Source organism: Terrabacter koreensis (assembly GCF_054783315.1).
In genome coordinates, this window is the sequence record NZ_BAAGQU010000004.1 from 1,295,027 (window position 1) to 1,321,365 (window position 26,339).

The 26,339-nt window shown below is 73.0% G+C and carries 22 protein-coding genes; 14 read left to right on the top strand and 8 right to left on the bottom strand.

The window, feature by feature from the left end; translation table 11 throughout:
• Positions 1-6 precede the first annotated feature (6 nt).
• Positions 7-1,263, bottom strand: coding sequence for a cytochrome P450 (locus ACYVNR_RS08795; protein WP_461047776.1), 1,257 nt, complete (start codon positions 1,261-1,263; stop codon positions 7-9).
• Between the two features lie 70 nt (positions 1,264-1,333).
• Between ACYVNR_RS08795 and ACYVNR_RS08800 the strand changes: the two genes are divergently transcribed.
• The 9 genes from ACYVNR_RS08800 to ACYVNR_RS08840 all read left to right on the top strand — a co-directional run bounded on the left by ACYVNR_RS08800 (position 1,334) and on the right by ACYVNR_RS08840 (position 10,697).
• Positions 1,334-2,344, top strand: a complete 1,011-nt coding sequence (locus ACYVNR_RS08800; RefSeq protein WP_461047777.1) for a 3-oxoacyl-ACP synthase III family protein — start codon at positions 1,334-1,336, stop codon at positions 2,342-2,344.
• Positions 2,345-2,352: 8 nt separating this feature from the next.
• Entirely contained in the window at positions 2,353-3,132 is a 780-nt protein-coding gene (locus tag ACYVNR_RS08805; protein ID WP_461047778.1) for a glycosyltransferase family 2 protein, read from the top strand.
• On the top strand, positions 3,129-4,382 hold the full coding sequence (locus ACYVNR_RS08810) for a cytochrome P450 (RefSeq protein ID WP_461047779.1): 1,254 nt from the start codon (positions 3,129-3,131) through the stop codon (positions 4,380-4,382). The genes ACYVNR_RS08805 and ACYVNR_RS08810 overlap by 4 nt, the downstream gene beginning before the upstream one ends.
• Entirely contained in the window at positions 4,379-5,965 is a 1,587-nt protein-coding gene (locus ACYVNR_RS08815) for a class I adenylate-forming enzyme family protein (RefSeq protein ID WP_461047780.1), read from the top strand. The genes ACYVNR_RS08810 and ACYVNR_RS08815 overlap by 4 nt, the downstream gene beginning before the upstream one ends.
• The gene (locus tag ACYVNR_RS08820; RefSeq protein WP_461047781.1) at positions 5,962-6,915 is read left to right on the top strand and encodes an NAD-dependent epimerase/dehydratase family protein; all 954 of its coding nucleotides are present in this window, start codon (positions 5,962-5,964) and stop codon (positions 6,913-6,915) included. The genes ACYVNR_RS08815 and ACYVNR_RS08820 overlap by 4 nt, the downstream gene beginning before the upstream one ends.
• 179 nt (positions 6,916-7,094) lie before the next feature.
• Entirely contained in the window at positions 7,095-8,384 is a 1,290-nt protein-coding gene (locus ACYVNR_RS08825; protein ID WP_461047782.1) for a ferredoxin reductase family protein, read from the top strand.
• 25 nt (positions 8,385-8,409) lie between these two features.
• The gene (locus ACYVNR_RS08830; protein ID WP_461047783.1) at positions 8,410-9,015 is read left to right on the top strand and encodes an FMN-binding protein; all 606 of its coding nucleotides are present in this window, start codon (positions 8,410-8,412) and stop codon (positions 9,013-9,015) included.
• Between the two features lie 32 nt (positions 9,016-9,047).
• Positions 9,048-9,833 carry an FAD:protein FMN transferase gene (locus ACYVNR_RS08835; protein ID WP_045191738.1) on the top strand — a complete coding sequence of 262 codons (786 nt, stop codon included), beginning with the start codon at positions 9,048-9,050 and terminating at the stop codon, positions 9,831-9,833.
• A gap of 432 nt (positions 9,834-10,265) precedes the next feature.
• Positions 10,266-10,697, top strand: coding sequence for a hypothetical protein (locus ACYVNR_RS08840; protein WP_052677374.1), 432 nt, complete (start codon positions 10,266-10,268; stop codon positions 10,695-10,697).
• Between the two features lie 7 nt (positions 10,698-10,704).
• Here ACYVNR_RS08840 and ACYVNR_RS08845 read toward each other — a convergent pair whose 3' ends face one another.
• From ACYVNR_RS08845 to argE, 4 genes are all read right to left on the bottom strand, one after another.
• Positions 10,705-11,490 carry a response regulator transcription factor gene (locus ACYVNR_RS08845; protein WP_045191739.1) on the bottom strand — a complete coding sequence of 262 codons (786 nt, stop codon included), beginning with the start codon at positions 11,488-11,490 and terminating at the stop codon, positions 10,705-10,707.
• 35 nt (positions 11,491-11,525) lie between these two features.
• The gene (locus ACYVNR_RS08850) at positions 11,526-13,568 is read right to left on the bottom strand and encodes a thioredoxin domain-containing protein (RefSeq protein WP_461047784.1); all 2,043 of its coding nucleotides are present in this window, start codon (positions 13,566-13,568) and stop codon (positions 11,526-11,528) included.
• 135 nt (positions 13,569-13,703) lie between these two features.
• Positions 13,704-14,990 (bottom strand): MFS transporter, encoded by a 1,287-nt coding sequence (locus ACYVNR_RS08855; RefSeq protein ID WP_461047785.1) that lies wholly within the window; start codon positions 14,988-14,990, stop codon positions 13,704-13,706.
• 27 nt (positions 14,991-15,017) lie between these two features.
• On the bottom strand, positions 15,018-16,241 hold the full coding sequence (gene argE, locus ACYVNR_RS08860; RefSeq protein WP_461047786.1) for an acetylornithine deacetylase: 1,224 nt from the start codon (positions 16,239-16,241) through the stop codon (positions 15,018-15,020).
• A gap of 119 nt (positions 16,242-16,360) precedes the next feature.
• Here argE and ACYVNR_RS08865 point away from each other — a divergent pair, with 119 nt between their 5' ends.
• Entirely contained in the window at positions 16,361-17,431 is a 1,071-nt protein-coding gene (locus ACYVNR_RS08865) for an Lrp/AsnC family transcriptional regulator (RefSeq protein WP_461047787.1), read from the top strand.
• Between the two features lie 121 nt (positions 17,432-17,552).
• Here the strand turns inward: ACYVNR_RS08865 and ACYVNR_RS08870 are convergent, their stop codons facing one another.
• The 3 genes from ACYVNR_RS08870 to ACYVNR_RS08880 form a co-directional block, all read right to left on the bottom strand.
• Positions 17,553-18,941, bottom strand: coding sequence for an MATE family efflux transporter (locus ACYVNR_RS08870; protein WP_461047788.1), 1,389 nt, complete (start codon positions 18,939-18,941; stop codon positions 17,553-17,555).
• A gap of 110 nt (positions 18,942-19,051) precedes the next feature.
• Positions 19,052-20,023 carry an aminoglycoside phosphotransferase family protein gene (locus ACYVNR_RS08875; RefSeq protein ID WP_461047789.1) on the bottom strand — a complete coding sequence of 324 codons (972 nt, stop codon included), beginning with the start codon at positions 20,021-20,023 and terminating at the stop codon, positions 19,052-19,054.
• Positions 20,020-20,967, bottom strand: coding sequence for a hypothetical protein (locus tag ACYVNR_RS08880; protein WP_461047790.1), 948 nt, complete (start codon positions 20,965-20,967; stop codon positions 20,020-20,022). The genes ACYVNR_RS08875 and ACYVNR_RS08880 overlap by 4 nt, the downstream gene beginning before the upstream one ends.
• A 134-nt stretch (positions 20,968-21,101) precedes the next feature.
• On the opposite strand from ACYVNR_RS08880, the gene ACYVNR_RS08885 reads away from it, so the two are divergent.
• The 4 genes from ACYVNR_RS08885 (at position 21,102) to infB (ending at position 26,314) form a co-directional block, all read left to right on the top strand.
• Positions 21,102-21,758, top strand: coding sequence for a ribosome maturation factor RimP (locus tag ACYVNR_RS08885; RefSeq protein WP_461047791.1), 657 nt, complete (start codon positions 21,102-21,104; stop codon positions 21,756-21,758).
• Positions 21,758-22,801 carry a transcription termination factor NusA gene (nusA, locus tag ACYVNR_RS08890; protein WP_461047792.1) on the top strand — a complete coding sequence of 348 codons (1,044 nt, stop codon included), beginning with the start codon at positions 21,758-21,760 and terminating at the stop codon, positions 22,799-22,801. The genes ACYVNR_RS08885 and nusA overlap by 1 nt, the downstream gene beginning before the upstream one ends.
• Before the next feature lie 23 nt (positions 22,802-22,824).
• Complete coding sequence (locus ACYVNR_RS08895; protein WP_458800819.1) at positions 22,825-23,220, top strand: YlxR family protein; 396 nt, start codon at positions 22,825-22,827, stop codon at positions 23,218-23,220.
• Positions 23,221-23,398: 178 nt separating this feature from the next.
• Entirely contained in the window at positions 23,399-26,314 is a 2,916-nt protein-coding gene (infB, locus tag ACYVNR_RS08900) for a translation initiation factor IF-2 (protein WP_461047793.1), read from the top strand.
• Positions 26,315-26,339 lie beyond the last annotated feature (25 nt).

Genomic DNA, 26,339 nt, shown 5'->3' on the forward strand with positions numbered 1-26,339 from the left:
CTCCCGTCAGGACGGCCCGACGACGAGCCGGCGGTAGGTGGGGATGAGCACGCCGCGCGCCGGTTCGCGCTCGACGACCGTCCACGGCCCGGCATCGGCGAGCGCGCCGACCATCCGTCGCAGCTCCTCACGGGCCACGGGCGCGCCGAGGCACAGGTGGCGGCCCGCGCCGAACCACAGGTGCCGGTTCTCGGGCAGGTACGGGCGGTCCAGGTCGAGGGCCCCCGGGGCGGTGTTGGCGACGTAGGTCAGGGCGAGCACGCGGTCACCCGCGCGCAGGCGCCGGCCGCCGACCGTCACGTCGTCGGTGACGTGCCGGCCGATGACCGGTGCCGGCGTCGTGACCCGCAGCCCCTCGCGTACGGCCGCCTCGACCAGGGCGTCTCGGTGGGGGCCCGAGGCGGCCGACAGGCGGGCCGCCTGACCCGTGTCGGCGAGCAGCGCGGCCGTCCGCGAGATGGCGCTCGCGGCCGTCTCGGTGCCCGCGACGAGCAGGAGCGAGGCCAGCCCGGTGGCCTCCTGCTCCGTCACTCCGAGGGTGCGGCACCGGCCCAGCAGCGTCGACTCGGGGGAGGAGCGGTAGGCCTCGGGCACGCCGGCCGTCAGCTCGAGCAGGATCGACCGGGCCTGTTCGACGGTGGAGTCGGAGAGCGTCGTGTCGGACTGGGTGCCGAGCGCGAGTGCCGCGAGCTCCTCGCCGCGGCCGAAGACGTGCCGATAGACGTCCCAGCCGTCGGCGCTCGGGTGCCCACCGGCGGTCGTGCCCGTTCCGGGGGCCAGGGCCGCGGGATCCAGGCCGAGCATGGCGACGACGATGCGGCCCACGAGGACGCGAGCGAGGTCGGCGACGTCCACCGGATGCCCGGCCCGCAGACGGGAGTGCAGGACGGCCACGACCGGCTGGGCGGCCGGCCCGACCAGCTCGCGAGCCGCGGCGTCGGTGAACAGGTCTCGCGCCCGGGTGTGCAGCGAGTGGTGGCCCCGACCGTCGAACAGCTCGTCCACCCAGTCACCGAGCACCTGCGACCAGAGGTGCCCCACACCGCCCTCGCCGAGCAGCGACGTGGAGCGGTGGTCGACGAGCAGGGCCCGGATGAGGGACGGGTCGCGCACGACCCAGCCGAGGCGCGGCACACGGACGATGGGCGGCGCGAGGCGGGCGCCGGAGACGAGCAGACCGAGCCGGGGGTTCGCCGCCCACACGACCCGACGCTCGTGACGGGCGGCCGTCCGGTGAGTACGTCCGCTCAGTCCGCGCGCCATGGCCTCACCGTAAACTGCCCGCACGGCTCAGCAGGAGCCGCGTCGCCGAGCCAGGGAGGGCCGCCGTCGCATGGCCAGTCGCATCGCCGGTGTGAGTGCTCGGGTGGCGTCCCACGCCATCACCGTGGACGAGGTCGAGGCCCGCGTCGTCGGCTCGAGCCAGGGCTTCGTGCCGCCCACCGGGGTGCTCGGGCGGCTCACGGGGGTCCGGCGCATCCACCACGCCGGTCCCGAGACGCAGGCGTCCGACCTCGCGGCTGCCTCGGCGCGCACGTCGCTCGACTCGCTCGGGCTCGACACCCACGACGTCGACCTGCTCGTCTTCGCCTCGGCGTCGCAGGACCTCGTCGAGCCGGCGACCTCGCACATCGTGGCTGACCTCCTCGGGCTGCGCTGCCCTGTGATGGACGTGAAGAACGCCTGCAACTCGTGGCTCAACGGAGTCCAGGTGGCCGAGGCCCTCGTCGAGATGGGCCAGTACTCGAGGGTGCTCGTCGTCACGGGTGAGATGCCGTCGCGCGCCGCGCGGTGGAGCGTGCGGGACTCCGCCCAGTTCGTCGAGTCCGTGCCCGGCTACACGATGAGCGACGCCGGAGCCGCCTGCGTCGTCGAGCGGGCCGCGGACGGCGCGCGCGGCCAGATCCTGCACCGCTGGTTCACCGCCGAGTCGCGGCACTGGGCGGTCGGCCAGCTGCCTGCGGGCGGCACCCGCCACCCCCGCGACGTCGACAAGGGCTACTTCGTCATGGACGGCGCGCGGCTGCGTCAGGCCTTCGACAGCGTCGACGTCGAGGAGATCCACCGGGCGCTCAAGGCTGACGGGCTGGGCGTCGAGGACTTCGTCGCCGTGGCGGTGCACCAGGTGGCGATGCCCTACCTCGACCACTTCGCGGCCCGGCTGGGCCTGCGCCGCCAGCTCGTCGTGGAGACCCTGCCCGACAACGGCAACTGCGCGTCGGCGACGCTCCCGCTGCAGTGGCAGCAGATCGAGCGCCTCGGGTTGGCCCGTCCCGGCGAGCCCGTGCTGCTCGTCGGGCTCGCCGGAGGCATCAGCGTCGGCACGATGGCGGTGCGCTGGTGAGCGGCCGTATGCCATCCGATGTCGACGGCGTGCGCCTCTGGGTCGTGGTGCCGGCGTGGAACGAGCAGGCCGGCATCGCCGCCACGATCGCTGCGCTCGCCGCCCAGCGCGACCGCGACTTCCGGCTCGTGGTCGTCGACAACGGCAGCACCGACGCAACGGTCGCCGAGGTCGAGCGTGCCTGTGCGGCATACGGTCTCGGGGTCACCGTGGTCACCGAACCTCGCAAGGGCACCGGTGCCGCGGCCGACACCGGGGTGCGCCACGCGATCGCCCGCGGAGCGACCCACGTGCTGCGCACCGACGCCGACACGCTGCCGTCTGCGGGCTGGACGGCCGTGGCTCGACGGGCGTTCGGCGCGGGCGCCGACCTCGTCACGGGCCCGATGCGCGCCCGCTCCGACGAGGTGCGGCTGCGTCCGTGGGAGCGCATCGTGCTCCCCGGCGTCATCGGCCTGTGCCAGGCCTTCGGCCGCTTCCGCCCGGGCAACCGCGCGCCCGAGCTGCTCGGCCCCTACCGGATGAGCCCGGGCTGCAACCTCGGCGTCAGCGCCCACGCGTACGAGGCGAGCGGCGGCTTCCCCCGCACCGCCATCGAGGAGGTCCACGAGGACCGCGAGCTCGTCAACCGCATACGCCGGGTGTCGGCCCGCGTCGAGCACCACCGTGACCTCGTCGTGCACGCCTCGGTGCGCCGGCTGCGTGCCTACGGGCTGCGCAACACGCTGCGCTGGTACCTGGACCACAGCCACCGACCGGACGTCGTCGACGTGCGGACCGTCGCGTGAGGGCGCTGCGTCCCACCGACGCGGGCAGCCGCTGGGAGTCGAGGCTCGTCCGCTCGGCACATCCGGTCGTCGCGCGGGTCGTCGACGCAGCCGTCTCCGGGCGAGCGGTGGTCCGCCTGCCGGGGGTCGGTGTGCTCGTCGCCGACGCCAGTGCCGCCCGGCGCGTCCTCACCGACACCGAGTCCTTCGTCAAGAACGGGCCCGGCTCCTCGGGGGCGCTCTGGACCCCCGTGCTCGGCGAGCGCGTCCTGCTCAACATGGAGGGGACCGAGCACCGGGCACTGCGGCGCTCGCTCGCCGACCTGTTCTCGCCCAAGGCGGTCCGCGAGGTGCACGAGGCCGCCACCGGACCTCTCGTGGCGCAAGCGAGGCAACGGCTGGAACGCGGTGACGAGGTCGACGTCGTCGAGCTCGCGCGAGCGGTGTCGGCGTCCACCATCGGGGCGGTCGTGGGGCTGGACCCGGCCACGCCGCCGTCGGTGCTCCTCGACGCGGGAGACGCGATCGAGTCGACGGTGCGATGGCGCACCCGCACCTTCGACGCCGACGACGTGGTGAGGGCTCGGGCGTCGCTGGCCGTCGTGCAGGACGCGGCCGAGGCCGCCCACGTGGAGGGCTCGTCGTCCACCGTGATGGGCCGTCTTGCCCGACAGGGTGTCTCGCTCGCCGACGCACGTGCACTTGCCGCGGCCCTGTTCCTCACCGGCACGGGCACCGTGAGCAGCGCCCTGCCGCGGATCGCCGGGCAGCTTGCCGACGCAGGGCTCCTGGCGCCGTCCACGGCGTCCCGGTGCGACGTCGGGGCGGTCGTGGCCGAGGGGCTGCGCATGACGACGCCGAGCCTGGCCACCCTGCGGCGATGCGCCACGGACGCGGACGTCGACGGCCTGAGGGTGCGCGCGGGCGAGCGCGTCGTGGTTCTGCTCTGGTGGGCGACGCGACGCGAGGGCGGCTTCGACCCCGGACGACGGACCGAGGGCGACCTGCGCCACCTCTGGTTCGGCGCCGGTCCGCACTTCTGCCTGGGGGCACCCCTCGCCCTCGCCGAGCTGACCTCGATGACGGGGATGCTGCTCGCCGTCGCGAGCGACCGCGGGCTCGTGGTCACGGGCCGGCGGGCCGCCAGACGGGTGCTCGTGCCTCGGTATGCCGAGCTGCGGCTCCGAGCCGCCGCGCCGGCCGGCGACGCCCGCGCCGACACGGCAAGGCGCGGGGCAGCGGCGCGGCAGGTCGCGGGGGCGGCGACGTGACCGCACCTCGTGTCGGCACGACACCCACCACTGACCTCGTCTCCGCCGTGCTCACGCGCGGCGCGAAGCAGCCCCGGCGTCTCGCCATCCGCGACAGCCGTGGCCGCTCGGTGACCTACGGTGACCTCGCGGACGGGATCGCCTCTGTCGCAGCGCATCTCAGTACCAGGGGCCTGGCCGTCGGTGATGGTGTGCTGCTCGCCCTTCGGCCGTCGCCGCGCGCCGTGATGGCAGCCCTCGGCGTCGTGCTCGCCGGGGGAGTGGTCGTCGTCGCCGACCCGGGGGCCGGGGTGGCACTGCTCGACGTGCGCCGTCGCACCGTGCCCGTGGCGGCGGCCGTCGCCGACACCGTCGTGCACGCGGCCACCCGTCCTCCGTTCTCCACGCTGATCGCACGGCTGCCTGCGACCTCGGGCCTGCAGCTGCCAGACCTCTCCACGCCCGGCCTGCTCCACGTCGTGTCCGGGCCGCGACTTCCCGGCGTCCCCGCGAGCGCGACCCGCTGGGAGTCGCTGCCGCGCGGCCCGTTCGCGCCCGCCGAGCTGCCGCCCTCGCGTGACGCGCTCGTCGTGTTCACGTCGGGTTCCACCGCGGCACCACGTGCGGTCGTCCACACGGTCGCGTCGCTGTCGGCAGGAGTGCACGCAGCCGTCGAGGCCCTGCACCTCGGCGGCGAGGTCGTCCTGCACACCGACCAGCTCATGCTCGGCCTGCCCGCCCTCGTCGGAGGGGCCGTCTGGTCCCTCCCCTCCGTGACCGCCTCCACCGCGGCGTGGGTGCGCCAGGCGCGCCGCGAGCGCGCCACCCACGCGTACGCCGTCCCGGCCAAGCTGCTCGACGCCGCTTCGCGCGGCTTCCCCCCGACGCTGCGCACCGTGGCCACGGGTGGGGCGCCCGTGCTGCCCGCGACCGTCCGCAGGCTGTCGGCCCTCGCACCCGGCGTGGAGGTCCGCGCCGTCTACGGCCTCACCGAGGCGCTGCCGGTCGCCGTCGCCACCGGGGAGGAGGTGCTGTCCTCCCCGCCGGACCGCACCGTCCTCGGGCACCCCCTCCCCGGCGTACGCGTCCGCATCGACCGGGCCGACGCGTCGGGTGTCGGGGAGATCGTCGTGCGAGCGCCGCAGGCACGCCACCGGATCGCCGGCCACGCCGCCGACACGGAGGTCCACACCGGAGACCTCGGTGAGCTCGCTGCCGACGGCTCGCTCCTGCTGGCCGGCAGGGCGAAGAACATGATCATCCGCGGGCAGACGAACATCTACCCGGAGCTCGTCGAGCCGCTGCTGCTGGAGCGGCACGGGACGCGGCTGCGCGACTGCGCCCTCGTCGGACTGACCGACCCGGTCTCGGGTGACGAGCGGGTCGTGCTGGCGGTCGTGCCCGTGCCCGGCGCCTCCCACGCGGACGCGCGTGCCGTGGCCCGCGAGGTCCACCGCTCGTGGGCGCAGCTGGCCGACGAGTCCTGGCGCCCGGACGACGTGCTCGTCGTCGACACCGTCCCGCGGCGAGGGCGCTCCAACGCCGTCGACCTCGAGGCCCTGCACGAGCTCGTGGCGCGCGCACCGCGGGCGGCGCGGGCGTGAGGGTCGCGGTCACCGGAGCCAGCGGCTTCGTCGGCGGTGTGGTGTCGGAGGCACTGCTCCGGCGTGGCCACGACGTGCTCGCGCTCAGCCGGCGGCCCGTCCGGCCACGGTCCGGGCTGGAGCACCGCCGCTGGGATCTCACCTCCGGGCCCCTGCCCGAGCCCGGAGCCGTCGACGCGGTCGTGCATGTTGCCGCACACGTCGACGAGTGGGACCCCTGGCCGGTGCACGAGGCGGTGACCGTCGAGGGCACGAGGACGGTGCTCCGGACGTGGCCGCACGCGCGCATCGTGCTCGTGTCGTCGTGCAGCGTCTACCCGCTGCGGGCGCCGCACGCCCCGCGGCACCGCCTGACCGAGGCGGTGCCCGTGACCAGCCGTCCTCTCTCTGCCTACTCGCGGGCCAAGGCCGCTCAGGAGCGCCTCGTGCTCGCTCGTGAGGATGCCGTCGTGCTGCGGCCGCACGCGGTTCACGGGCCGGGCGACACCACGCTGCTGCCCAGGCTCGAACGTGCCCGCCGCCGTGGCCTGCTGCTGTGCCCGGGCAGCCCTTCGACTCGTCTCCACCTCACGGACGTGTCCCTCGTGGCCGAGGCCGCAGCCGCCGCCTGCGAGGCCGGCTCCTGCACAGGGGTGCTCAACGTCGCCGATGCCGCACCCCTGCGTCTCGCGGAGGTCGTGGCGGGCGTCGCAGCCGCCAACGCATGGACCGAGCGCCCCGTCTTCACCGGGACACCGGCCGCCTGGGTCGCTGCCCTGCTCCTCGAGGGGGCCGCGCGCGCGGCCGGCTCGACCACAGCACCGCTGCTGACGGCATACGCGGTCTCGCACCTCGCGGTCAGCCGCGAGTTCGACACGACCCGGCTGCGGACGCAGCTGGGTGTCGAGCCCCGGCCGACCGACCTCTCCCGCTGGCATCCCGGGCCAACGGCACACGACTCACACGCCTGACATCCGGCCGGCACAGCGCCCGCACAGGTTGCGACCCGAACCTGAGTCCCATGACCTCCCTCGCCCATCCCGAGGCCCGTGAGCACTCCGCGGCCCGCAGCCCCCGCCGAGCCGCAGCGCCCACGCCACGTTGGTGGCGAGATGTGTCCGTCGTGTTCGCTTGGGGCGCAACGCTTTTCGTGGTAGCGCTCTGGGTTGCCGGGGGAGGGCTCACGGCGTTCGGGTCGGCCGGGGAGACGCTGACGAACCTCGGCCGGCTGAGCGGGCTGCTCGCCTCGGTGCTCATGCTCCTGCAGGTGCTGCTCATGGCCCGCATGACCTTCGTCGAGCAGGCCTGGGGCCAGGACGAGCTCGCCCGGGTGCACCGCCTCGTCGGCTTCACCTCGTTCAACCTGATGCTCGCGCACATCGTGCTCACGATCCTGGGCTACAACGCGGGCACCGACCTCGGCGTCATCGGGACGTTCGTCGACGAGGTGCTGCACTCGCCGGGCATGCTCCTGGCGCTCGCCGGCTCGATCGCCCTCGTGATGGTGGTCGTCACCTCGGTCAAGAAGGCCCGGGCGCGCCTGCGCTACGAGTCGTGGCACCTGCTCCACCTCTACGCCTACCTCGGCGCCGGGCTGGCGCTGCCGCACCAGCTCTGGACCGGGGAGGACTTCAGGTCCTCGCCCGCAGCCACGGTCTTCTGGTGGGGGCTGTATGCCGCCGCGCTCGTCTCCGTGGTCACCTTCCGCGTCGTCCTGCCGATCGTGCGCTCCCGCCGTCACCGGCTCGTGGTCTCGCACGTCGTCGCCGAGTCGCCGACCGTCACCTCGGTCGTGGTGACCGGCCGCCACCTCGACCGGCTGCCCGCCCGTGCCGGCCAGTTCTTCCAGTGGCGCTTCCTCGACGGCCCCGGCTGGACCCGAGCGAACCCGTACTCGCTCTCTGCCGCTCCGGACGGACGTTCGCTGCGCATCACCGCCGAACGGGTCGGCTCCTCCAGCGAGCGCCTCGCGACGCTCCGTCCCGGCACGCAGGTCCTCGTCGAGGGCCCCTACGGCCGGCTCCACACCGGTGTGCGCACCAGCCCCAGGACCGTCCTCATCGGCGCCGGCATCGGGATCACCCCGCTGCGGGCCATCCTCGAGGAGCTGCCGCCGTCACCCGACGGGGTCGTCGTCATCAACCGGGTCGGCAGCCAGTCGGACATCGTCCTGGGCGACGAGCTGCTCGACCTCGCCCGGTCCAAGGGCGGTCGCGTCGTGGCCGTCGTGGGCCACCGTGTGCGCGACCGAGCGAGCTGGCTCCCCGCCGACGCGGCCCACCTCGGCGACGCCGAGGCCTTGCTGCGGATCGTCCCCGACATCGCCGAACGCGACGTCTACGTCTGCGGCAACCCCACCTGGATGGAGGCCGTCATCGCCGCTGCCCACGAGGCCGGCGTGCCGCGCGAAGCCGTCCACCACGAGCGCTTCAGCTACTGACCCCGAACCACGAAACGAGACCCCCATGCGCCGCATCGTCCTCTGGGCCATGAGCACCATCACCGTGCTCGTGCTGCTCTTCAGCTACAGCACGTCCCGCTCCTCGACCGCAGTCGTGGCGGCCGAGGGCCGACAGGTCACCACCACGAGCAAGACGTCGGAGAGCAGCGGGTCCTCCTCGGGGTCGTCCTCGGCCTCCTCCGGCGACTCGTCCGGCCAGGAGCCCGCCGCCGACGCCGGGACCGCGGACGACACGTCCGACACGGGCGCGGCCTCGGGCACCACGGGTTCGACGGGGTCGTCGGGGTCGTCGGGGTCGTCGGGCTCCTCCGGCTCGGGGTCGTCCGGCTCCGGCTCGACCACCGTCGAGGGCGACGCCGTGATGACCCGCTTCGGCAACGTCCAGGTGAAGATCACCGTCGCCGGCGGAAAGATCACCGCCGCCGAGGTGCTGCAGGTGCCGTGGGAGGACCGGCACGACCAGATGATCAACTCCCGCGCCGTCCCCGTCTACAACGAGGAGACGGTCCAGGCCCAGTCGGCCGCCATCGACGTCGTCTCTGGTGCCACGGTGACGTGGGAGGGCTACACCCAGTCGCTCCAGTCGGCCATCGACCGAGCGAACATCTGACCGCCGTGCAGACACGGACGAGGGAGCGCAGGATGAACGGACCCGTGGCCGGCCAGCCGGACAACCCGCCGGCCCTGCCGCGACGGGCCTGGGTCGAGCAGGTGATGGGCATGCCCGTGAGCATCCACCTGCGGGGCGCCGGCGTCGACACGCCCGCGGCGGCCCGAGCGGTGGAGCAGGCCTTCGAGATCGTCCGTGACATGGACTCGGTCTTCTCGACGTACCGCGACGACTCCGACCTGGTGCGGCTGCGCCGTGGGCAGGTGCAGCTGGAGCAGTGCAGTCCCCTCGTCGAGGAGTCGCTGCGGATCGGGCAGCAGGCCGAGGCGCTGACGAAGGGCGCCTTCACGACGCTCCTGCCCACCGGGGAGGGAGACCTCGCCTTCGACCCGACCGGGCTGGTCAAGGGGTGGGCGGTCGACCGCGCCTCGACGCCGCTACGGCAGCTCCGCGGAGTCTCGTTCTGCATCAATGCCGGCGGCGACCTGCTCGTGGGCGCGCACGAGGACCTGCCGGTCTCGGGACCGCAGGCGATCCAGTGGCGGGTCGGCATCGAAGATCCACGCGACCGCCAGCGCATCGCCAGCACCCTCACGTTGGCGCGGGGTGCCGTTGCGACCTCCGGGACGGCAGCGCGCGGCGCCCACCTCTACGACCCCATGAGGGGCGAGCCCGTCGGGCGTGCCGGCTCGGTGACGGTCACGGGCCCGACGCTGCTGTGGGCCGACATCTGGGCCACCGCCCTGTTCGTGGGGTCGCAGGCCACCAGGGAGGCCTTCGCGACGAGTGCCACGGACTACCTGTCGACCGCGCTCTGAGACGAACCGCGTCGCTCCACCGCGACGTCGAACCGCGCCGCCGAGACGACGGCGGCCCGGTGCCGCAAGGACAAACTCCGCAAGGCCGCCCCAACCCGGGCGGCCTTGCGTCGTTCTTGCGGAAACCCTGCGTGGAGCGGCGGACGCCCCTTGCGCTTTGCTCGTCACAGTCGAAGCATCAGCCGGTCCGACGGGTGGCGGACGCTGACACGAGACCTTCGGGCGAGGGCCCGCCGATCGGGGGAAGGAGCGCCATGACGGACATCGCCGACGTCGACCCTGCGACGACGGCGCGTGCCCGTGGCGCCCACCCCGGTCGGCGGGCCACCTCGAGGACGTGGGCGGGGGGAGTCGTGCCGAGCGGGGCGCGCCGCCCGGTGGGAGGCCGGCATGGCGCGGTCGGCTGCGCGGCGCGCCTCCCGGGAGCCCGGCATGGCGGCTGACGTCGTCGTGGGTCGGGCCTGCCCCGCGCTCGCGACGCAGCAGCTGGACCCGACAGCCCTGACGCGCCTCGCAGGCGAGCTCGAGAGCTCGGACCTGGCGCGCTCCATCGCCCGCACCTACCTCCGGATGCTCGAGGGACGGCTCTCGAGGGCAGCGACCGCCCTTGCACGTCGCGACGACATCGCAGCGATGGACGTACTCCTCAGCCTCCGCGTGTCCTCCGCGACGGTGGGCCTCGTCCGACTCGAGTCCGCGGTGCTGTGCGTCATCGACGCGGTTCGTCGTGGAGACCGCGAGCTGGCGAGCGAGCTGGGTGCCTCGATGGCCGGGATCGCCCCCGAGGCGGGCGCGGCCCTGCAGTCACACCTCGATGCGACGGCGTCCGTCGCCCAGCCCGACGCCCTGCGCCGGGCACCCTGACGGGACGTCAGAAGGCGTCGGGCTCCTCCATGCGGTAGCCGACGCCCCGGACGGTGCGGATCGGAGCCCGTCCGCCGGCCGGACCGAGCTTGGTCAGCTTGCGACGGAGGTTGCCGACGTGGACCTCGACGAGGTGCTCCTCCGACCATCCCGGACCCCACAGGCCGTCGAGCAGCACCGCCCGTGACCACACCCGACGTGGTGCGCTGAGCAGTGTTGCCAGCAGGTCGAACTCGGTGCGCGTCAGGTCGGCCTCCTTGCCGTCGACCGTGACAACGCGGCCCTCGGCGTCGACGGCGATGCGGCCGTGCCTGATCGTCGTGGCGTCCGACTCGCCGCCCGAGGGGGTGGCGGCGGGCGTGGGCGCGGGTGGGCTGCCGTTGGTGCCGGCCGCAGGCACGTCGGCCGTGGCGCGGACGGCACGTGGCCGCCGGAACATCGCGTTGACGCGCGCCTGGAGCTCGCGCGGGCTGAACGGCTTGGTGAGGTAGTCGTCGGCGCCGATCTCCAGACCCATGAGCCGGTCGATCTCGTCGGTGCGGGCACTGATCATGACGACATACGCCTGGCTGACGTCGCGCACGCGGCGGCAGACCTCGATGCCGTCGAGGTCGGGGAGCCCGAGATCGAGGGTCACGAGGTCGGGGTCGTTGGCCATCACGAGGTCGAGGCCCGCTTGGCCGGAGGCGGCGGCCGCGACCTCGAAGCCCTGCATCGTCAGGCTGTGCGTGATGAGCTCGCGGATGTCGTCGTCGTCCTCGACCACGACCGCAGTGCGTTCAGAGCCCGTCATGGCGTGATTGTTGCAGAATGTGGGCGTTTGACCCGTCAGTTGTCGCGGCCCGGCGGTTCGTCGGCCGGTTCGGTTGCGCCAGAACGGCCGTCGGACCTCTGCGCGGACGTGGACCCGAGCCGCTCCTCCAGTGCCGCGGTCTCCGTGACGGGCAGGTCGCAGACCATGCCCCGGCACACGTAGGCCGCAGCGCCTCCGTCCACGAGGGGGCGGTCGGCGAGGAGCGGAGCGCCGGGCTGGTCGGGCTCACCCCGGACGACGACGAGTCCCGGACTCGGTGACCGCCGCGCCACCTGTTCCAGGGCGTCGGCGCGGGCGCCGGCCCCGACGACGGCCACCTGGAGCGGCCCCGCCACGAGTGCCTCCGCTACGGCGAGACTCCACCCGCCGAACCTCGGCTCGCGCACGGCGAGCCCCAGGCCTGCGGCCGTGGCCCGCGCTCCCGCCTCGAGCGCGCGGGGGTCGCCGGTCACGCCACCGAGCGTGACCAGCGCGCCGGCCAGGGCCGACTGGCCCGCCGGCTCGGCGTTGTCGGCGGCGCTCCGCGGACGCAGGTAGAGCGGTTCGGCGCTGTCGGCCGTGTCGTGGAAACCGCCGTCGTCGGCGGCGAAACCCGCCGCGGCGTCGAGCACTCCGCGGGCCGCGTCGAGCCAGCGCACCTCCCCGGTGACCTGGTGGAGCACGAGGAGGCCCTCGGCGAGGTTCCCGTGGTCGTCCGCGACGGCTCGGGCGCCGCCGACGACGCCGGACCGCGAGGCACGCCGCAGCCCGCCGTCCACGAGGTGCACCTCGAGCACGTGGTCGGCACAGGCCCGGGCGGCCGCGACCCAGGCGGGCACGTCGAAGACGGCGCCGGCCCCGGCCAGCGCCGCGACGGCCAGTCCGTTCCACGACGTCACGACCTTGTCGTCGCGCCCGGGTTGCGGGCGCGTCGAGCGCGACGCGAGCAGCCGTGCCCTGACGTCGTCGAACCACTCGGCGTCCGTTGCGTCCACGGGCAGCTGCAGCGTCGAGGACCCGTGCTCGAAGGTCCCGGCGGGAGTGACCACGAAGAGCTCGGCGGCAGCATCGGCGTCATCGCCCAGCACGTCACGCAGCTGAGCGGGCGTCCAGGCGTAGGTCAGCCCCTCGACCCCGTCGGCATCGGCGTCCAACGACGAGGCGAAGCCGCCGGTGTCGGTGCCCAGGTCGCGGATGACGAAGTCGGCCGTCTCGCGGACGATCCTCGCTGCCAAGGGGTCTCGGGTGACCTTCCACCACGAGGTGTACGCGCGCAGCAGCAGGGCGTTGTCGTAGAGCATCTTCTCGAAGTGCGGCACCACCCATCCCGCGTCGACGGCATACCTGGCGAAGCCCCCTGCGAGCTGGTCGTACATGCCGCTGCGCGCCATCGCCCGGAACGTCCTCGAGGCCATCGACAGCGCGTCGGCGTCGCCGGTGCGGGCGTGGTGGCGCACGAGGAACTCGAGCACCATCGACGGAGGGAACTTCGGCGCCCCGCCGAATCCGCCTGAGGCCACGTCGAACTGGCGGGCCAGCAGCTGGACCGCGCTGGAGAGCGCTCGCGGCTCGACGGCATACGGCGTCGGTGGTGCGAGTGCACCCGCGAGCGTCGTCGCGATGTGCGTCCCCGACGCCCGCACCTCGGCCTCACGGGTGCGCCACGCCTCGTCGAGCGCCGCCAGCACGCGCAGGAAGTGGTCGCGGGGAAAGTACGTGCCGCAGAAGAACGGCTCGCCCTCGGGTGTCAGGAAGACGGTCATCGGCCAGCCGCCCTGACCTGTCGTCGCCGTGACGGCCGACATGTAGGCGGCGTCGATGTCGGGACGCTCCTCACGGTCGACCTTGACGGACACGAAGCGCTCGTTGAGCGCGGCTGCGACGGTCTCGTCCTCGAACGACTCGTGCGCCATGACGTGGCACCAGTGGCACGCCGCGTAGCCGACCGAGAGCAGGATCGGGACGTTGCGCTCACGCGCCTCCGCGAAGGCATCCGGCCCCCACTCCTGCCAGTGGACCGGGTTGTCGCGGTGCTGCAGCAGGTAGGGGCTCGTCGCGTCGGCGAGGCGGTTGGTCATGACCCCACGCTAGGTGAGGGCGCGCCGCGGACGGTTGCGCGGACGGTTGCGCGGACGGTTGCGCGGGCGGCAGGACGGAGCGAAGCCCCTGCGAAGGGCTCCGCTCCGTCCGCGGTACGGCCGGGTCGCCACCGGTCAGGCGACGGCGTACCGGCGCCTCGCGATGCCCAGCCCGAGCAGGGAGATCACGGCGACCGCCATGTAGTAGAAGCTCGGCGCGCTGAGCGAGCCGGTCAGACCGATGAGCCAGGTGAGCACGAGCGGGGCGATGCCACCCATCACGGTGACGCCGACGTTGTAGGCGACGGAGACGCCGGTGGCCCGCACGTCCCGGGGGAACAGGACCGTCAGCAGCGCGGGGAGCGGCCCGAAGTAGAAGGCCATGATGACCCCGAGGACACCGATGGCGACGATCAGAACCGGCACGGTCGGCGAGGCGATGACCACCGCGAACAGCGGCCACGCGAGCACGAGCGCCCCGATCGCGGCCCAGAACATCACCTTGGCCGGCCCGACGCGGTCCGCAAGTCGACCCACCAGCGGGACCCCGACCATGGTGACGACGCCCGCCACGACACCTCCGAGGTAGGCGGCGCTCGCCGGCACCCCGAGGTTCTTCACGGCATACGTGGGCATGAAGAGGATGAGGTAGACCGAGATCGTCGCCACGCCGACACACGCCGACCCGGTGAGAACGCGTCCGATGTGCTCCGTCAGGGTCGCCCGGATCGGTGTCTCGTGGGCAGTGCTCTCGGCGAACTCCTGCGTCTCCGACAGGCGAGCCCGGATGTAGAGACCGACTGGGCCGATGAGGCACCCGAGGATGAACGGGATGCGCCAGCCCCACGAGTACAGGTCCTGCTTCGAGAGCTGGTTGAAGAGCACGTAGCCGAACGCCGACGCGAGGAACATCGAGATGCCCTGGGCCGCCACCTGCCACGAGGCGTAGTAGGCCTTGCGGTGCGGCGCGGTCTCGACGAGGAACGTCGTGGCCGAGCCGAACTCGCCGCCCGCGGAGAAGCCCTGGACGAGGCGCGAGACGAGGATGATGACGCCCGCCCACGCGCCGACCGTCGAGTAGGTCGGGGCCGCCGCCATCAGCAGCGTGCCGACCATCATGAGCAGGAGGGTGAGGGTCAGCGCCTTCTTGCGTCCGTGCCGGTCGCCGTAGCCGCCGATCAGCATGCCGCCGAGGGGCCGGACGAGGTACGAGATGGCGAACGTGGCGAACGTGAGGATCAGGCCGAGCGTGTTGTCGCCCTCGGGGAAGAAGTTCTCCGCGATGACGATGGCGAAGGATGCGTAGACGATGATGTCGAACCACTCGAGGGCGGCGCCGATCGAGCTGCTGATGACGGCCTTGCGCGCCTGGGCGAGGCGCTCGGGCGTCACGTCCGACGGGGTGTGGGTGAGGACGGTCATGGTGCTCCTTGGGTCCGGACGGGGATGTCAGCCGCGCAGGTCGGCGCGAAGGTGGTCGAGGAGGTTGTCGAGGAGGTTGTCGCAGCGGTCGAGCTGGTCGAGCTCGACGAACTCGTCCGGCGCGTGGGCCTGGGCGATGTCCCCGGGACCGCAGACGACCGTCGGGATCCCGGCCCGCTGGAAGAGGCCGGCCTCGGTGCCGTAGGCGACCTTCTCGAGCGACGGGTCCGCGCCGAGCCGCTCGACCAGCGCGATGACGTCGGCGTCCTCGGCGGTCTCGAGGCCGGGGGCCTGCGCGCCGATCGACACCTCGACCCGCGCATCCGGGTGCTCCTCCTGCATCAGGGCCTCGATGCGAGCGGCCTCCTCGCGGAACCTGGTGACCGTGGCGTCGACGTCGACGGCGGCGATGGCGCGGAACTCGAACGTGAGCGTGCACTCCGCAGGGACCGTGTTGACGGCGATGCCGCCCTCGACCTGGTTGACCGTCGCGGTGGTGAAGGGGACGTCGTAGTGCTCGTCGAACGGGCCTGCCGTGCGGAACTCGTCCGCGACCTGCCGCACGAAGCGGACGAAGAGCGCGGCGTACTCGATCGCGTTGACGCCGTGCGGGGTGCGGGAGGAGTGCGCCGCGACCCCGTGCAGGGTGACTCGGACCATCGTCAAGGCCTTGTGGCCGCGGATGACCCGCATGCTGGTCGGCTCGCCGACGATGCACGCCCGGGGCTCGAGGCCACGCCGCACGATCTCGTCGACGAGGGAGACGGCGCCGACGCAGCCGACCTCCTCGTCGTAGGAGAAGGCCAGGTGCACCGGTTCGCGCAGCGGGGTGCGGGCCAGCTGAGGCACCTTCGCGGCGACCGCCCCGACAAAGCCCTTCATGTCGCACGTGCCACGGCCGTACAGGCGCCCGTCGCGCACCTCCGGGACGAACGGCTCGCTGGCCCAGTCCTGCCCGTCGACCGGCACGACGTCGGTGTGCCCGGAGAGCACGATGCCACCGGTCGTGGTGCCGTCGGCCGCGGGGAAGGTCGCGAGCAGGTTGGCCTTGGTGCCCTCGTCGTTCGGGATGAGGACGGGCTCGACGCCGTGCGCGCGGATCTCCGCGGCGAGCAGGTCGATGAGCTCGAGGTTGCTGTCGCGGCTGGTCGTGTCGATGCGCAGCAGCCGCGTGATCCAGCCCAGGCTGGGCGTCCGGGTCAGGGCGTCCTCGTCGGGTGAGGCGGTCGGGGTCTCGGTCTCGGGGGGCATGTGTGGGGCTCCGGGGTCAGGGTTTCTCGGGGCATTTGTCGGTTGGCGGCAGTAGGGCGAGGATGGCAGGCATGCCGAAGGGTGCCGCTCGAGCGCAGGATCACGCGTCACGTGCTGAGATGACGCAGGATTCCGCCAGAACGGTCGACGAGCTCGACCTGGCCGTCGTCAACTGCCTCCAGCTGAGCCCACGAGCCTCGTGGACCTTGGTGGGCGAGGCGCTCGACGTCGATCCCGTGACGGTCGCGCGCCGCTGGCAGCGCCTGTCGTCCGAGGGGATCGCCTGGGTCTCGGGCCGGGCCGCCGGGCAGGGCCTGCCGGAGTCGTGCCTCGCGGTCGTCGAGCTGAGCTGCGCGGCCTCGGAGACCCTGGCCATCGCGGCGCGCATCACCGAGCTGCCGCAGGTCCTCAGCGTCGAGCACACCAGCGGTCCCCGCTCGTTGACGGTCCTCGTGGAGGTGCGCGACCTCGCCTTCCTGTCCCGGTTCCTGCTCGACTCGCTCGGCTCCATCCCCGGCATCGTCGCGACGAGCAGCCATGCGGTGACGAAGGTCTACTCCATGGGTGACCACTGGCAGCTGCACGTCCTCGACGCCCGGCAGCGCGCGGTGATGGGCAGGGGTCCGCACCCTCGGGTCGACGGGCTGACGTCGGAGCAGGCCGACCTCTCACGTCCGTTCGACGCGGTCGACCGGCAGGTGACGCTGCTGCTGGGTGAGGACGGCCGTATGCCGGTGACGACCATCGCGGCGCGGACCGGCTTGAGCGAGAGCACGGTTCGCCGGCGGCTCGGCGCGCTGGTCGGCAACGGGCGGGTCGTCCTCCGGTGCGACATGGCCCTGCCGGACTCGGGCTGGCCGGTCATCAGCTGGCTGTGGGCCTACGCCGACGCCGGCGACGTCGACAGCGTCGCCATGGCGCTGCGCCGCCTGCCCGGCATCCGCGTGTGCTGGCGCATCTCGGGCGGCCGGCCGAACCTCATGCTCGCCCTCACCACGCACTCGCTGCACGAGCTGTCACTCGTCGAGGCACGGCTCGCAGCGGAGGTGCCCCGCATGTCGATCCTCGACCGGTCGATGGTGCTCCGCTCGATCAAGCGCATGGGCCGCGAGCTCGGGGCGGACGGGCGCAGCGTGCGGGCCGTGCCGATGGACATCTGGGCGGACCCGGCGGGGATGCCGGGGGAGTGAGGCGACGAGCCGGCCGCGCCGCCCCCTCCTCGCCGACCGCAGCGACCCCGGCGACCGGGGCGACCCCGGCGACCGGGGCGACCCCGGCGACCGGGGCGACCCCGGCGACCCCGGCGAGAGCTCAGGCGGCCTGCGCGACGAGCGACTCCCAGCGGATGCGCTTGGCGCGATAGCTGAAGATGGCGAGCTTCGCGAACTCCTCGACGATGCGCGCCGCGAAGATCCCGACGTAGCCGAGCGGCGTGTGGAGGCCGAGGAGCACCGCCAGCGGCAGCCCGACGGCGAAGGCGCCGACGACGTCGCCGAGGATGACGCCGCGCACGTCGTTGCCGCTCGGCAGCACGCCGGCCCCCACGATCATGTTGCGCACCTTGACGACCTGGAACGCGGCGTTGAGCAGGATGCCCACGCCGGCCATGAGCCGGACGTCGGGCCCGGCCTCGCCGAACAGCGGCTCGAGGAGCAGCACGGACACGCCGAAGAGCAGCCCGAACGCGGCGGCCGTGCCCACCCCCGCTCGCTTCACGCGACGCACCCAGGCGACGGCGGCCTCGATGTCGCCGCTGCCGACCGAGCGGCCCACGAGCGTCGTGGTGGCAGCCATCAGCCCGATGCTGCCGACGACGAAGATGCCTTCGAGCGTGGTGACGATCTGGGCCGCTGCCAGCGCCTCGTCGCCGAGCTGCTGGAAGACGACGTTGTAGAGGAACGTGCCGACGGTCCAGAAGAGCTCGGTGACCCCGAGGGGGAGGGCCAGCACGAAGAGCGGGACGATGACGGCCCTCCACTGCGCCCGGGTGTCGGGCATGCTCCAGCCCACGGTGCGCCGCGGTCCGAACACCATCCAGGCGAGGATCAGGCTCTTGACGACGGCGGTGACGAGGGTGGCCCACCCCGCGCCGGCGACGCCGAGCTCCGGGAGCGGGCCGACGCCGGTGACGAGCGAGTACGCGATCACGGAGTTCGCGACGACGGTGATCATCGTCGCGATCATCGGGCTCGTGGGCCGTCCGGCCGAGCGCAGCACGCCGGACAGGATGGCGCTCAGCATCACCGGCAGCGTCGCCAGGACGGTGAGCCGGAAGTAGTCGGTGCCGGCCGCGGCGACCGACGGAGATGCACCGACGAGTCCGAGCAGGTGGTCCGCGAGGAGCCACGGCACGAGCGACACAACGGCGCCGAGCGCGAGCGCCACGACGACCGCAGCCGTCACGGTGTGGTCGAGCGTCTCGGAGCGGCGGGCGCCGACGGCTCGCGCCACGAGGATCGCGACCGAGGTGCCGAGGGCACCGAGCGTCACGCCGAGGATGAAGGTGAGGCTGTTGGAGAAGCCGACGGCCGCGATGGCCGTCGCGCCGAGGCTGCCCACGACGATCTGGTTGACGAAGTTGAGCACCAGCATCAGGACGAACTCCATGCTCACCGGCACGGCGATGCGCGCGATCTCGCGAGCCGGCGTCGGCGTGGCCGGGCGCGGGTCGCGGAAGGTGGGCATGGCAAGGCGAGGCATGCGAGTGCCTTTCGACGTCGTAAGGGGAGCCGGTTCAGGTTACAGAGTTTCGACGTCGAAATCGAAACGTTTTGACCCGTGCGTCTCGGTGCTCGGACCGAGACGTCCCGTCAGTCGTTCATCGCCTTGATGATGGTCACGGCGAGGCTGACGCGGTCGTGGGCCCACGCCTCGTCCTGCGGATCGCCGGAGGCGGCGGCGCTCGCCGCCTCGAGGGCGTTGTCGGCCTCGCGCACGATGGTCCACGCCCGTGCTCGTCCCTCGTCGATCGCGGCGCGCTCGCAGATGATCTCCAGCCGCCGGCGCAGGGACCACCGGATCTGCGAGCCCGTGCCGAGCTCGTCCGCGCGGTTCCACAGCGCCGGCGCGACCTCGAACGCCGGGTCCCCGGCCATCGGCTTCGGGTCGATGGCGAGCCACGGGGAGCGATAGGCAGCAAGGACGTTGGTGTAGTGCAGGTCGGTGTGCAGCAGCCGGTCCTCCACAGCCGGCCGCTCGACGAGCTCCTTGGCCAGGGCCGCCGCCTGGTCGAGGTAACGGCGGGGCAGCACCGCCGGGGCCGCGCGCAGCTCGCCGGCCTGCCTCAGCGCGTATGCCGTGAGGCCGGGGACGCGAGGATGGGGTGGGCGGCGCAGCTCGGCGAGGAGGCCACCGATGACCTCGCACGCGTCGTCGATGTCGACCCGGGTGAGGTCACGCGTGTGCAGCCGCTCCAGCAGCAGCGCGAACCGTGCGGGGTCGGCGCGGACGAGCCGCACCGCCCCATGGCCGTTCCACGTCTGCAGGGCCAGGTGCTCCGTGGCGGCCTCGGGGTGCGGCCAGGTGATCTTGAGGATGCCCTCGCCGCTCACGCCGACGACGTCGCGCCCGGCACCGAGCAGGCGGACCGGGATGGCGACGGCGCAGACGCCGTTGCTCGGGCGGCCGATGGGCTCGAGCTCCCACTCCGACAGCAGGGCGGTGATGAGGCCGGGCAGCCCGTCGATCCAGTCCTCGCCGGAGAGGTAGCCGGTGGACTCGTAGCCGCTGACCTCGTGGGCGAAGTGAGCCGGGATGAGGTCGTACATGGGGTCGTAGGTCACGCGGTGGCTCCCGGGAAGGCGGTCAGTGGGACGTCCCAGTCGACCGCGATGGCCTGCACGTTGGCGCTCCAGCGCGCGACGTCCTCGATCGAGGCGGCCGTGGGACGGTCGCCCGCTGCGGTGGTGGCCCCGTCGACCGCCGAGCGGAGCACCGTGGTCGCGAGGCGCCTCGCGTCCACCGGCGTCGTGACCGGGAAGGGCAGCGCCCAGCCGGGGGGAGTGCTGGAGGCGGCGCCCGAGACGGCGAGCTCCAGACGGTTCAGGTCGGCGAGGGTCGCCTCGGCCCGGCGCCGCTGCGAACCGGTGCTCTGTGCCGCCACCACCTCGAAGGCGTACACGAGCGGCTGGGTGCGGGCCACGACAGCCGGCCGTGCGGGGCTCGGGGTGGTCGTGGTGTCGACCGGGTGTCCGAGCAGCACCGCTGCGGCAAGTCGTTGGGCGTATGCCGCCGCGAGCAGCCCGCGGGCGTCCGCGGTCGCCGTCGTGAGGGCGGTCCACTGGCCCGGGACGGGTGTGGCGAGGACCTCGGCGAGTGCCGAGCGGGTGCGCAGGGGGGCTTCCGTCGTGGACCCGGAAGGCCGGGTGTCGATGACGGACGTCGGCACGCCGGCGTTGGTGAGGCGTCCCCGCAGCACGCGCAGCTGCTCGCGGCTGACGGCGCGGAGCCGACGCACCAGGGCGTCGCCGCTGCGGGCGGACAGGACCTGGCCCTCGGCAGCCACGATGCGGTCGAGGTCGGCCACGGCCGCGAGGAGCAGCCTCTCGTCCGCTGCCGGGCGTCGCGTGGGTGGCGGCGCCGGGGGGCTCGGCACGTCGGGGCGCAGGCCCCGGTCGACGAGCAGGGCGAGCGCCGCGGCCCCACCCCCGAGCACGAGGAGCCGGCGTGGCGGACGGCCCAGCCCGTCCAGCACCCGTGACCCGTGCCCCCGGGTGTCGCCGTCCATGCCGAGATCTTCGCACGCGCCGGGCGGTCGGCGACGACGCACCGGCGCCACTAGAGTGGGGTTCCACGCGGTGCCGTGACCGCCCCCCGGGGTGTCGGCACCGGACATTCGAGAAGAGCAGGAGGCGTCGACCGATGAGCACGGCCCAGGAGATCAGAGCGACGCTCGAGCCGGTTCTCCCGCCCCTCGGGCTCGTCGTCGAGGACGTCTCGGTGTCTCCTGCCGGCAAGCGGCGCGTCGTGAGGGTGCTCGTCGACTCCGACATCAGTGGCCTCGACGTCACCGACACGACCAGCCCCGTCCCGCCCCTCTCTCTCGACGCCGTTGCCGACGCCACCCGCGCGGTCAGCGATGCGCTGGACGCGAGCGACGTCATGGGGCAGGCCCCCTACGTGCTCGAGGTGTCCTCGCCGGGCGTCGGACGGCCACTCGGCTCTCGCGACCAGCTGCGCCGCCAGGTGGGGCGCCTCGTCGAGATCGTCCACCAGGGCGGCACCGACACCGGCCGGCTCACCGAGGTCGGGTCCGACACGCTCGAGCTGCACGTCCCGGCGACCAGGAAGACCCCGGAGCGTCACGTGACGCTCGACCTCGACGGCGTCCAGCGCGGCATCGTGCAGGTCGAGTTCAAGCGGGTCGACGCCGAGGACGCGGGCCCGGAGCCACACCGAGACGCCCACCCTGACGCCCACCCAGACGCCCACCCAGACGCCCACCCAGACGCACACGAAGACACACGAGACGGCACGAACGACCTCGACCAGGCGGCCGCTCCGGAAGGGGACCACTGATGGACATCGACCTCGCAGCACTGCGGGCCCTGGAGAGGGAACGCGACATCAGCCTCGACGTGCTCATCCCCGCCATCGAGCAGGCGCTGCTCGTCGCGTACCACCGCACCGACGGCAGCCAGCGCATCGCCCGCGTCGAGCTCGACCGCAAGTCGGGTCACGTCATCGTCTGGGCCCGCGAGGAGGGCGAGCTGCTGCCCCCGACCGAGGAGGGCGAGCGCCCCCAGCGCGGCGAGCCCGGCCCCGAGTTCGACGACACCCCCGAGGGCTTCGGGCGCATCGCAGCCTCGACGGCCCGCCAGGTCATCGTCCAGCGCCTGCGCGACCTCGAGGACGAGGCGATCCTCGGCGACTTCAAGGGCCGTGAGGGCGACGTCATCTCCGGCATCATCCAGCAGAGCCAGGACCCACGGAACGTCCTGGTCGACTTCGGCACGGTCGAGGGCATCCTGCCGCTGGCCGAGCAGGTCCCCGGCGAGCGCTACGTCCACGGCGAGCGGCTGCGGTGCTTCGTGGTGAGCGTCAAGCGCGGCCCGAAGGGCCCGCAGGTGGGGCTCTCCCGCACCCACCCGAACCTCGTGCGCACCCTGTTCAAGTTCGAGGTGCCCGAGATCGCCGACGGCACCGTCGAGATCGCCGCGCTGGCCCGCGAGGCCGGTCACCGCACGAAGATCGCCGTGCACAGCAAGGTGCCCGGCGTCAACGCCAAGGGCGCGTGCATCGGGCCCATGGGCGCGCGCGTGCGGGCCGTCATGACCGAGCTGCGCGGCGAGAAGATCGACATCGTCGACTACGCCGACGACCCTGCCACCTTCGTCGCGGCCGCGCTGTCGCCGGCGCGGGTGCAGTCGGTCGAGATCGTCGACGCGTCGGCCCGCACGGCCCGCGTCGTGGTGCCCGACTACCAGCTGAGCCTCGCCATCGGCAAGGAGGGCCAGAACGCCCGGCTCGCCGCGAAGCTCACCGGCTGGCGCATCGACATCCGGCCCGACACCGAAGCGGGCGCTGCGCCCGGCGGCGGCGTCGAGGTCGCCCCTGAGTGAGGCCGGGCGCGCCGGCATACGACATGCCGGGCGACGAGAACGCTCCCGACGGCGTGTCGCCGGCCGTCACGGCCCCCCGTGGAGCGAGCCCGCACGCGAACGCGGTAGACTCTTCTGTGGCCGACCGGACTGGACTCCGTGCTGAGCCGTCCCGCACCTGTGTGGGATGTCGAGGATCGGATAGCTGGTCGGCCCTGCTGCGAGTGGTCGCGGCGACGGACGAGCACCCGGGCAACGCCCCGGTCACGCTCCGTCCCGACCCGAGACACCGGATGCCCGGACGTGGTGCGTGGTTGCACCCGACGCCCGAGTGCTTCGAGCTGGCAGTGCGCCGCAAGGCGTTCGGTCGTGGCCTGCGTCTGCAGGCCGGGGTCGACGTGAGCGCGGTGGCACGACACCTCGGCATCCAGCACGCGTAGCACCCGGTCGCTCCCCGCGAGGGACGCCGGAGCAGGTATCAGTCAGAAATCAGTCAGCGAACCAAGGCGGGTTGAAAACGCTATGAGCACCCGATGAGTACTCAGCGATGAGCAAGCCCCAGCAATAACCCACGGTTCGGCCACTTCCTGTTCAGGCCGGACCAGGAACAGGAGAGATGTGGCTAAGGTCCGAGTCTACGAGCTCGCCAAGGAGCTCGGAGTCGAGAGCAAGACACTGCTCGCGCACTTGAAGAGCCAGGGAGAGTTCGTCCGGTCGGCATCGTCGACCATCGAGCCCCCCGTCGTCCGCAAGATCATGGAGACCTTCCCCCGCGAAGGCGCTTCCGGCGGCGACAAGAAGCCGGCAGCCAAGGCTGCCACCCCCAGCGCGACCCCGGCCGCGCCCCAGAAGTCTGCGCCGGCACCGTCGGCTCCGGCCACCCCCGCCGCAGCGGCACCGGCCCCCTCGGCCCCCGCTCCGGCGGCTCCCGCTGCCCGCGAGGCCGCTCCGTCGCCTGCCAAGGCCGCCCCGGCGCCCGCTGCTCCGGCGGCCCCGGCCGCTCCGGCGCCCAAGGCCCCTGCCCCGGCTGCCCCCGCACCCGCTGCTCCCCCTGCGTCCGCGCCGGCAGCCCGTGTGCAGTCGAGCCGTGACGGCGGCAAGCAGACCTCCGGCGTCCCGGCCTCCCCGCGTCCGGCTCCCCGTCCGGGGCAGCCGCGTCCGGGCAACAACCCGTTCGCCCCGAGCCAGGGCATGGGCCAGTCCCGCGCGCCGCGACCCGGTGGCGACGCCGGTCCGCGTCCGGGCAACAACCCGTTCAGCTCGAGCCAGGGCATGCCGCGCCCGCAGCAGCGCCAGGGCGCGCCCCGTCCCGGTGGCGCCCCCGGTGGTGCACCGCGTCCCGGTGCCCCCGCGGCCGGCGGTCGTCCCGGAGCCCCCGGTGGCGCCCCGCGTCCCGGTGGTCCGCGTCCCAGCCCCGGCATGATGCCGGAGCGCAGCACCGTCGGTCGTCCGGGCCAGCGCCCGGCCGGCGGCCCGGGCCGTGGTGGCCCCGGCGGCGGTCGCGGTGGCTTCGGCGGCGGCCCGGGTGGCGGCCCCGGTGGTGCTCCCGGCCGTGGCTTCGGCGGCGGTCCCCGCGGTGGTGGCGGCGGTCGTGGCTCGACGGCGGGTGCCTTCGGCCGCGGCGGTGGCCGTCCGGTGCGTGGACGCAAGTCCAAGCGTGCGAAGCGCCAGGAGTTCGAGCAGATGCAGGCCCCGAGCCTGGGTGGCGTCACCGTCCCCCGCGGCGACGGCAGCACGACCATCCGCGTGCGCCGTGGGTCCTCGCTCACCGACTTCGCCGACAAGATCAACGCCAACCCGGCGTCGCTCGTCACCGTGCTGTTCCACCTCGGTGAGATGGCCACGGCGACGCAGTCGCTCGACGAGGACACCTTCAAGGTGCTCGGCGCCGAGCTCGGCTACGACATCCAGGTCGTCTCGCCGGAGGAGGAGGAGAAGGAGCTCTTCGACTCCTTCAACATCGACCTCGAGACCGGTATCGAGGGCGAGGACGACGAGGACCTCGAGGCACGCCCGCCGGTCGTGACCGTCGTCGGTCACGTCGACCACGGTAAGACCCGCCTCCTCGACGCCATCCGCAACGAGGACGTCGTGGCCGGCGAGGCCGGTGGCATCACCCAGCACATCGGTGCCTACCAGGTCCACCGTGAGCACGAGGGCGTCGACCGCGCGATCACCTTCATCGACACCCCGGGTCACGAGGCGTTCACCGCCATGCGTGCCCGTGGTGCCAAGGTCACCGACATCGCGATCCTCGTCGTCGCCGCCGACGACGGTGTGATGCCGCAGACCATCGAGGCGCTCAACCACATGCAGGCCGCCGACGTGCCGATCGTCGTCGCCGTCAACAAGATCGACGTCGAGGGTGCCAACCCGGCCAAGGTGCGCCAGCAGCTGACCGAGTACAACCTCATCGCCGAGGAGTACGGCGGCGACACGATGTTCGTCGACGTCTCCGCCCGCCAGGGCCAGAACATCGACGGCCTCCTCGAGGCGGTCCTGCTCACGGCCGACGCGGCCCTCGACCTCCGGGCCAACCCGGAGAAGGAGGCCCGCGGCGTCGCGATCGAGGCGAACCTCGACCGTGGCCGTGGTGCGACCGCGACGGTGCTCGTGCAGACCGGAACGCTGCGCGTCGGTGACTCCATCGTCACCGGGTCGGCGTACGGCCGCGTGCGCGCCATGCTCGACGAGCACGGCCAGAACGTCGACGAGGCCGGCCCGTCCCGCCCCGTGCAGGTGCTCGGTCTCTCGTCGGTGCCGCGCGCCGGTGACACGTTCGTCGTGGCGCCGGACGACCGCACGGCCCGACAGATCGCCGAGCGTCGCGAGGCCGCCGACCGTCAGGCCGTGCTCGCCAAGGCCCGCAAGCGCATCTCGCTCGAGGACCTCAACGAGGCTCTCGCGGCGGGCAAGGTCGAGACCCTCAACCTCATCCTCAAGGGTGACGTGTCGGGCTCGGTCGAGGCGCTCGAGGACGCGCTGCTCAAGATCGACGTCGGCGACGACGTGGACCTGCGCATCATCGACCGCGGCGTCGGTGCGATCACGATGAACAACATCAACCTCGCGATGGCCTCCAACGCGGTCATCATCGGCTACAACGTCCGGGCCGAGGGCCAGAACGCCGACTACGCCGAGCGCGAGGGCGTCGAGATCCGCTACTACTCGGTGATCTACCAGGCCATCGACGAGGTCGAGGCGGCCCTCAAGGGCATGCTCAAGCCGGAGTACGAGGAGGTCGAGCTCGGCACGGCGGAGATCCGCGAGATCTTCCGTTCGAGCAAGTTCGGCAACATCGCCGGCTCGATCGTGCGCAGCGGCGAGATCAAGCGTGGCTCCAAGGCCCGCATCACCCGCAACGGTGTCGTGGTGTCCGAGAACGTCGAGGTGGCCGGTCTGCGCCGCTTCAAGGACGACGTCACGGAGGTCCGCGAGGGCTTCGAGTGCGGTATCAACCTCGGGTCCTACAACGACCTGCAGCTCGGTGACCTCATCGCCACCTACGAGATGCGCGAGAAGCCTCGCGCCTGATCGTCACGGCCGGCAGGCACTGCGG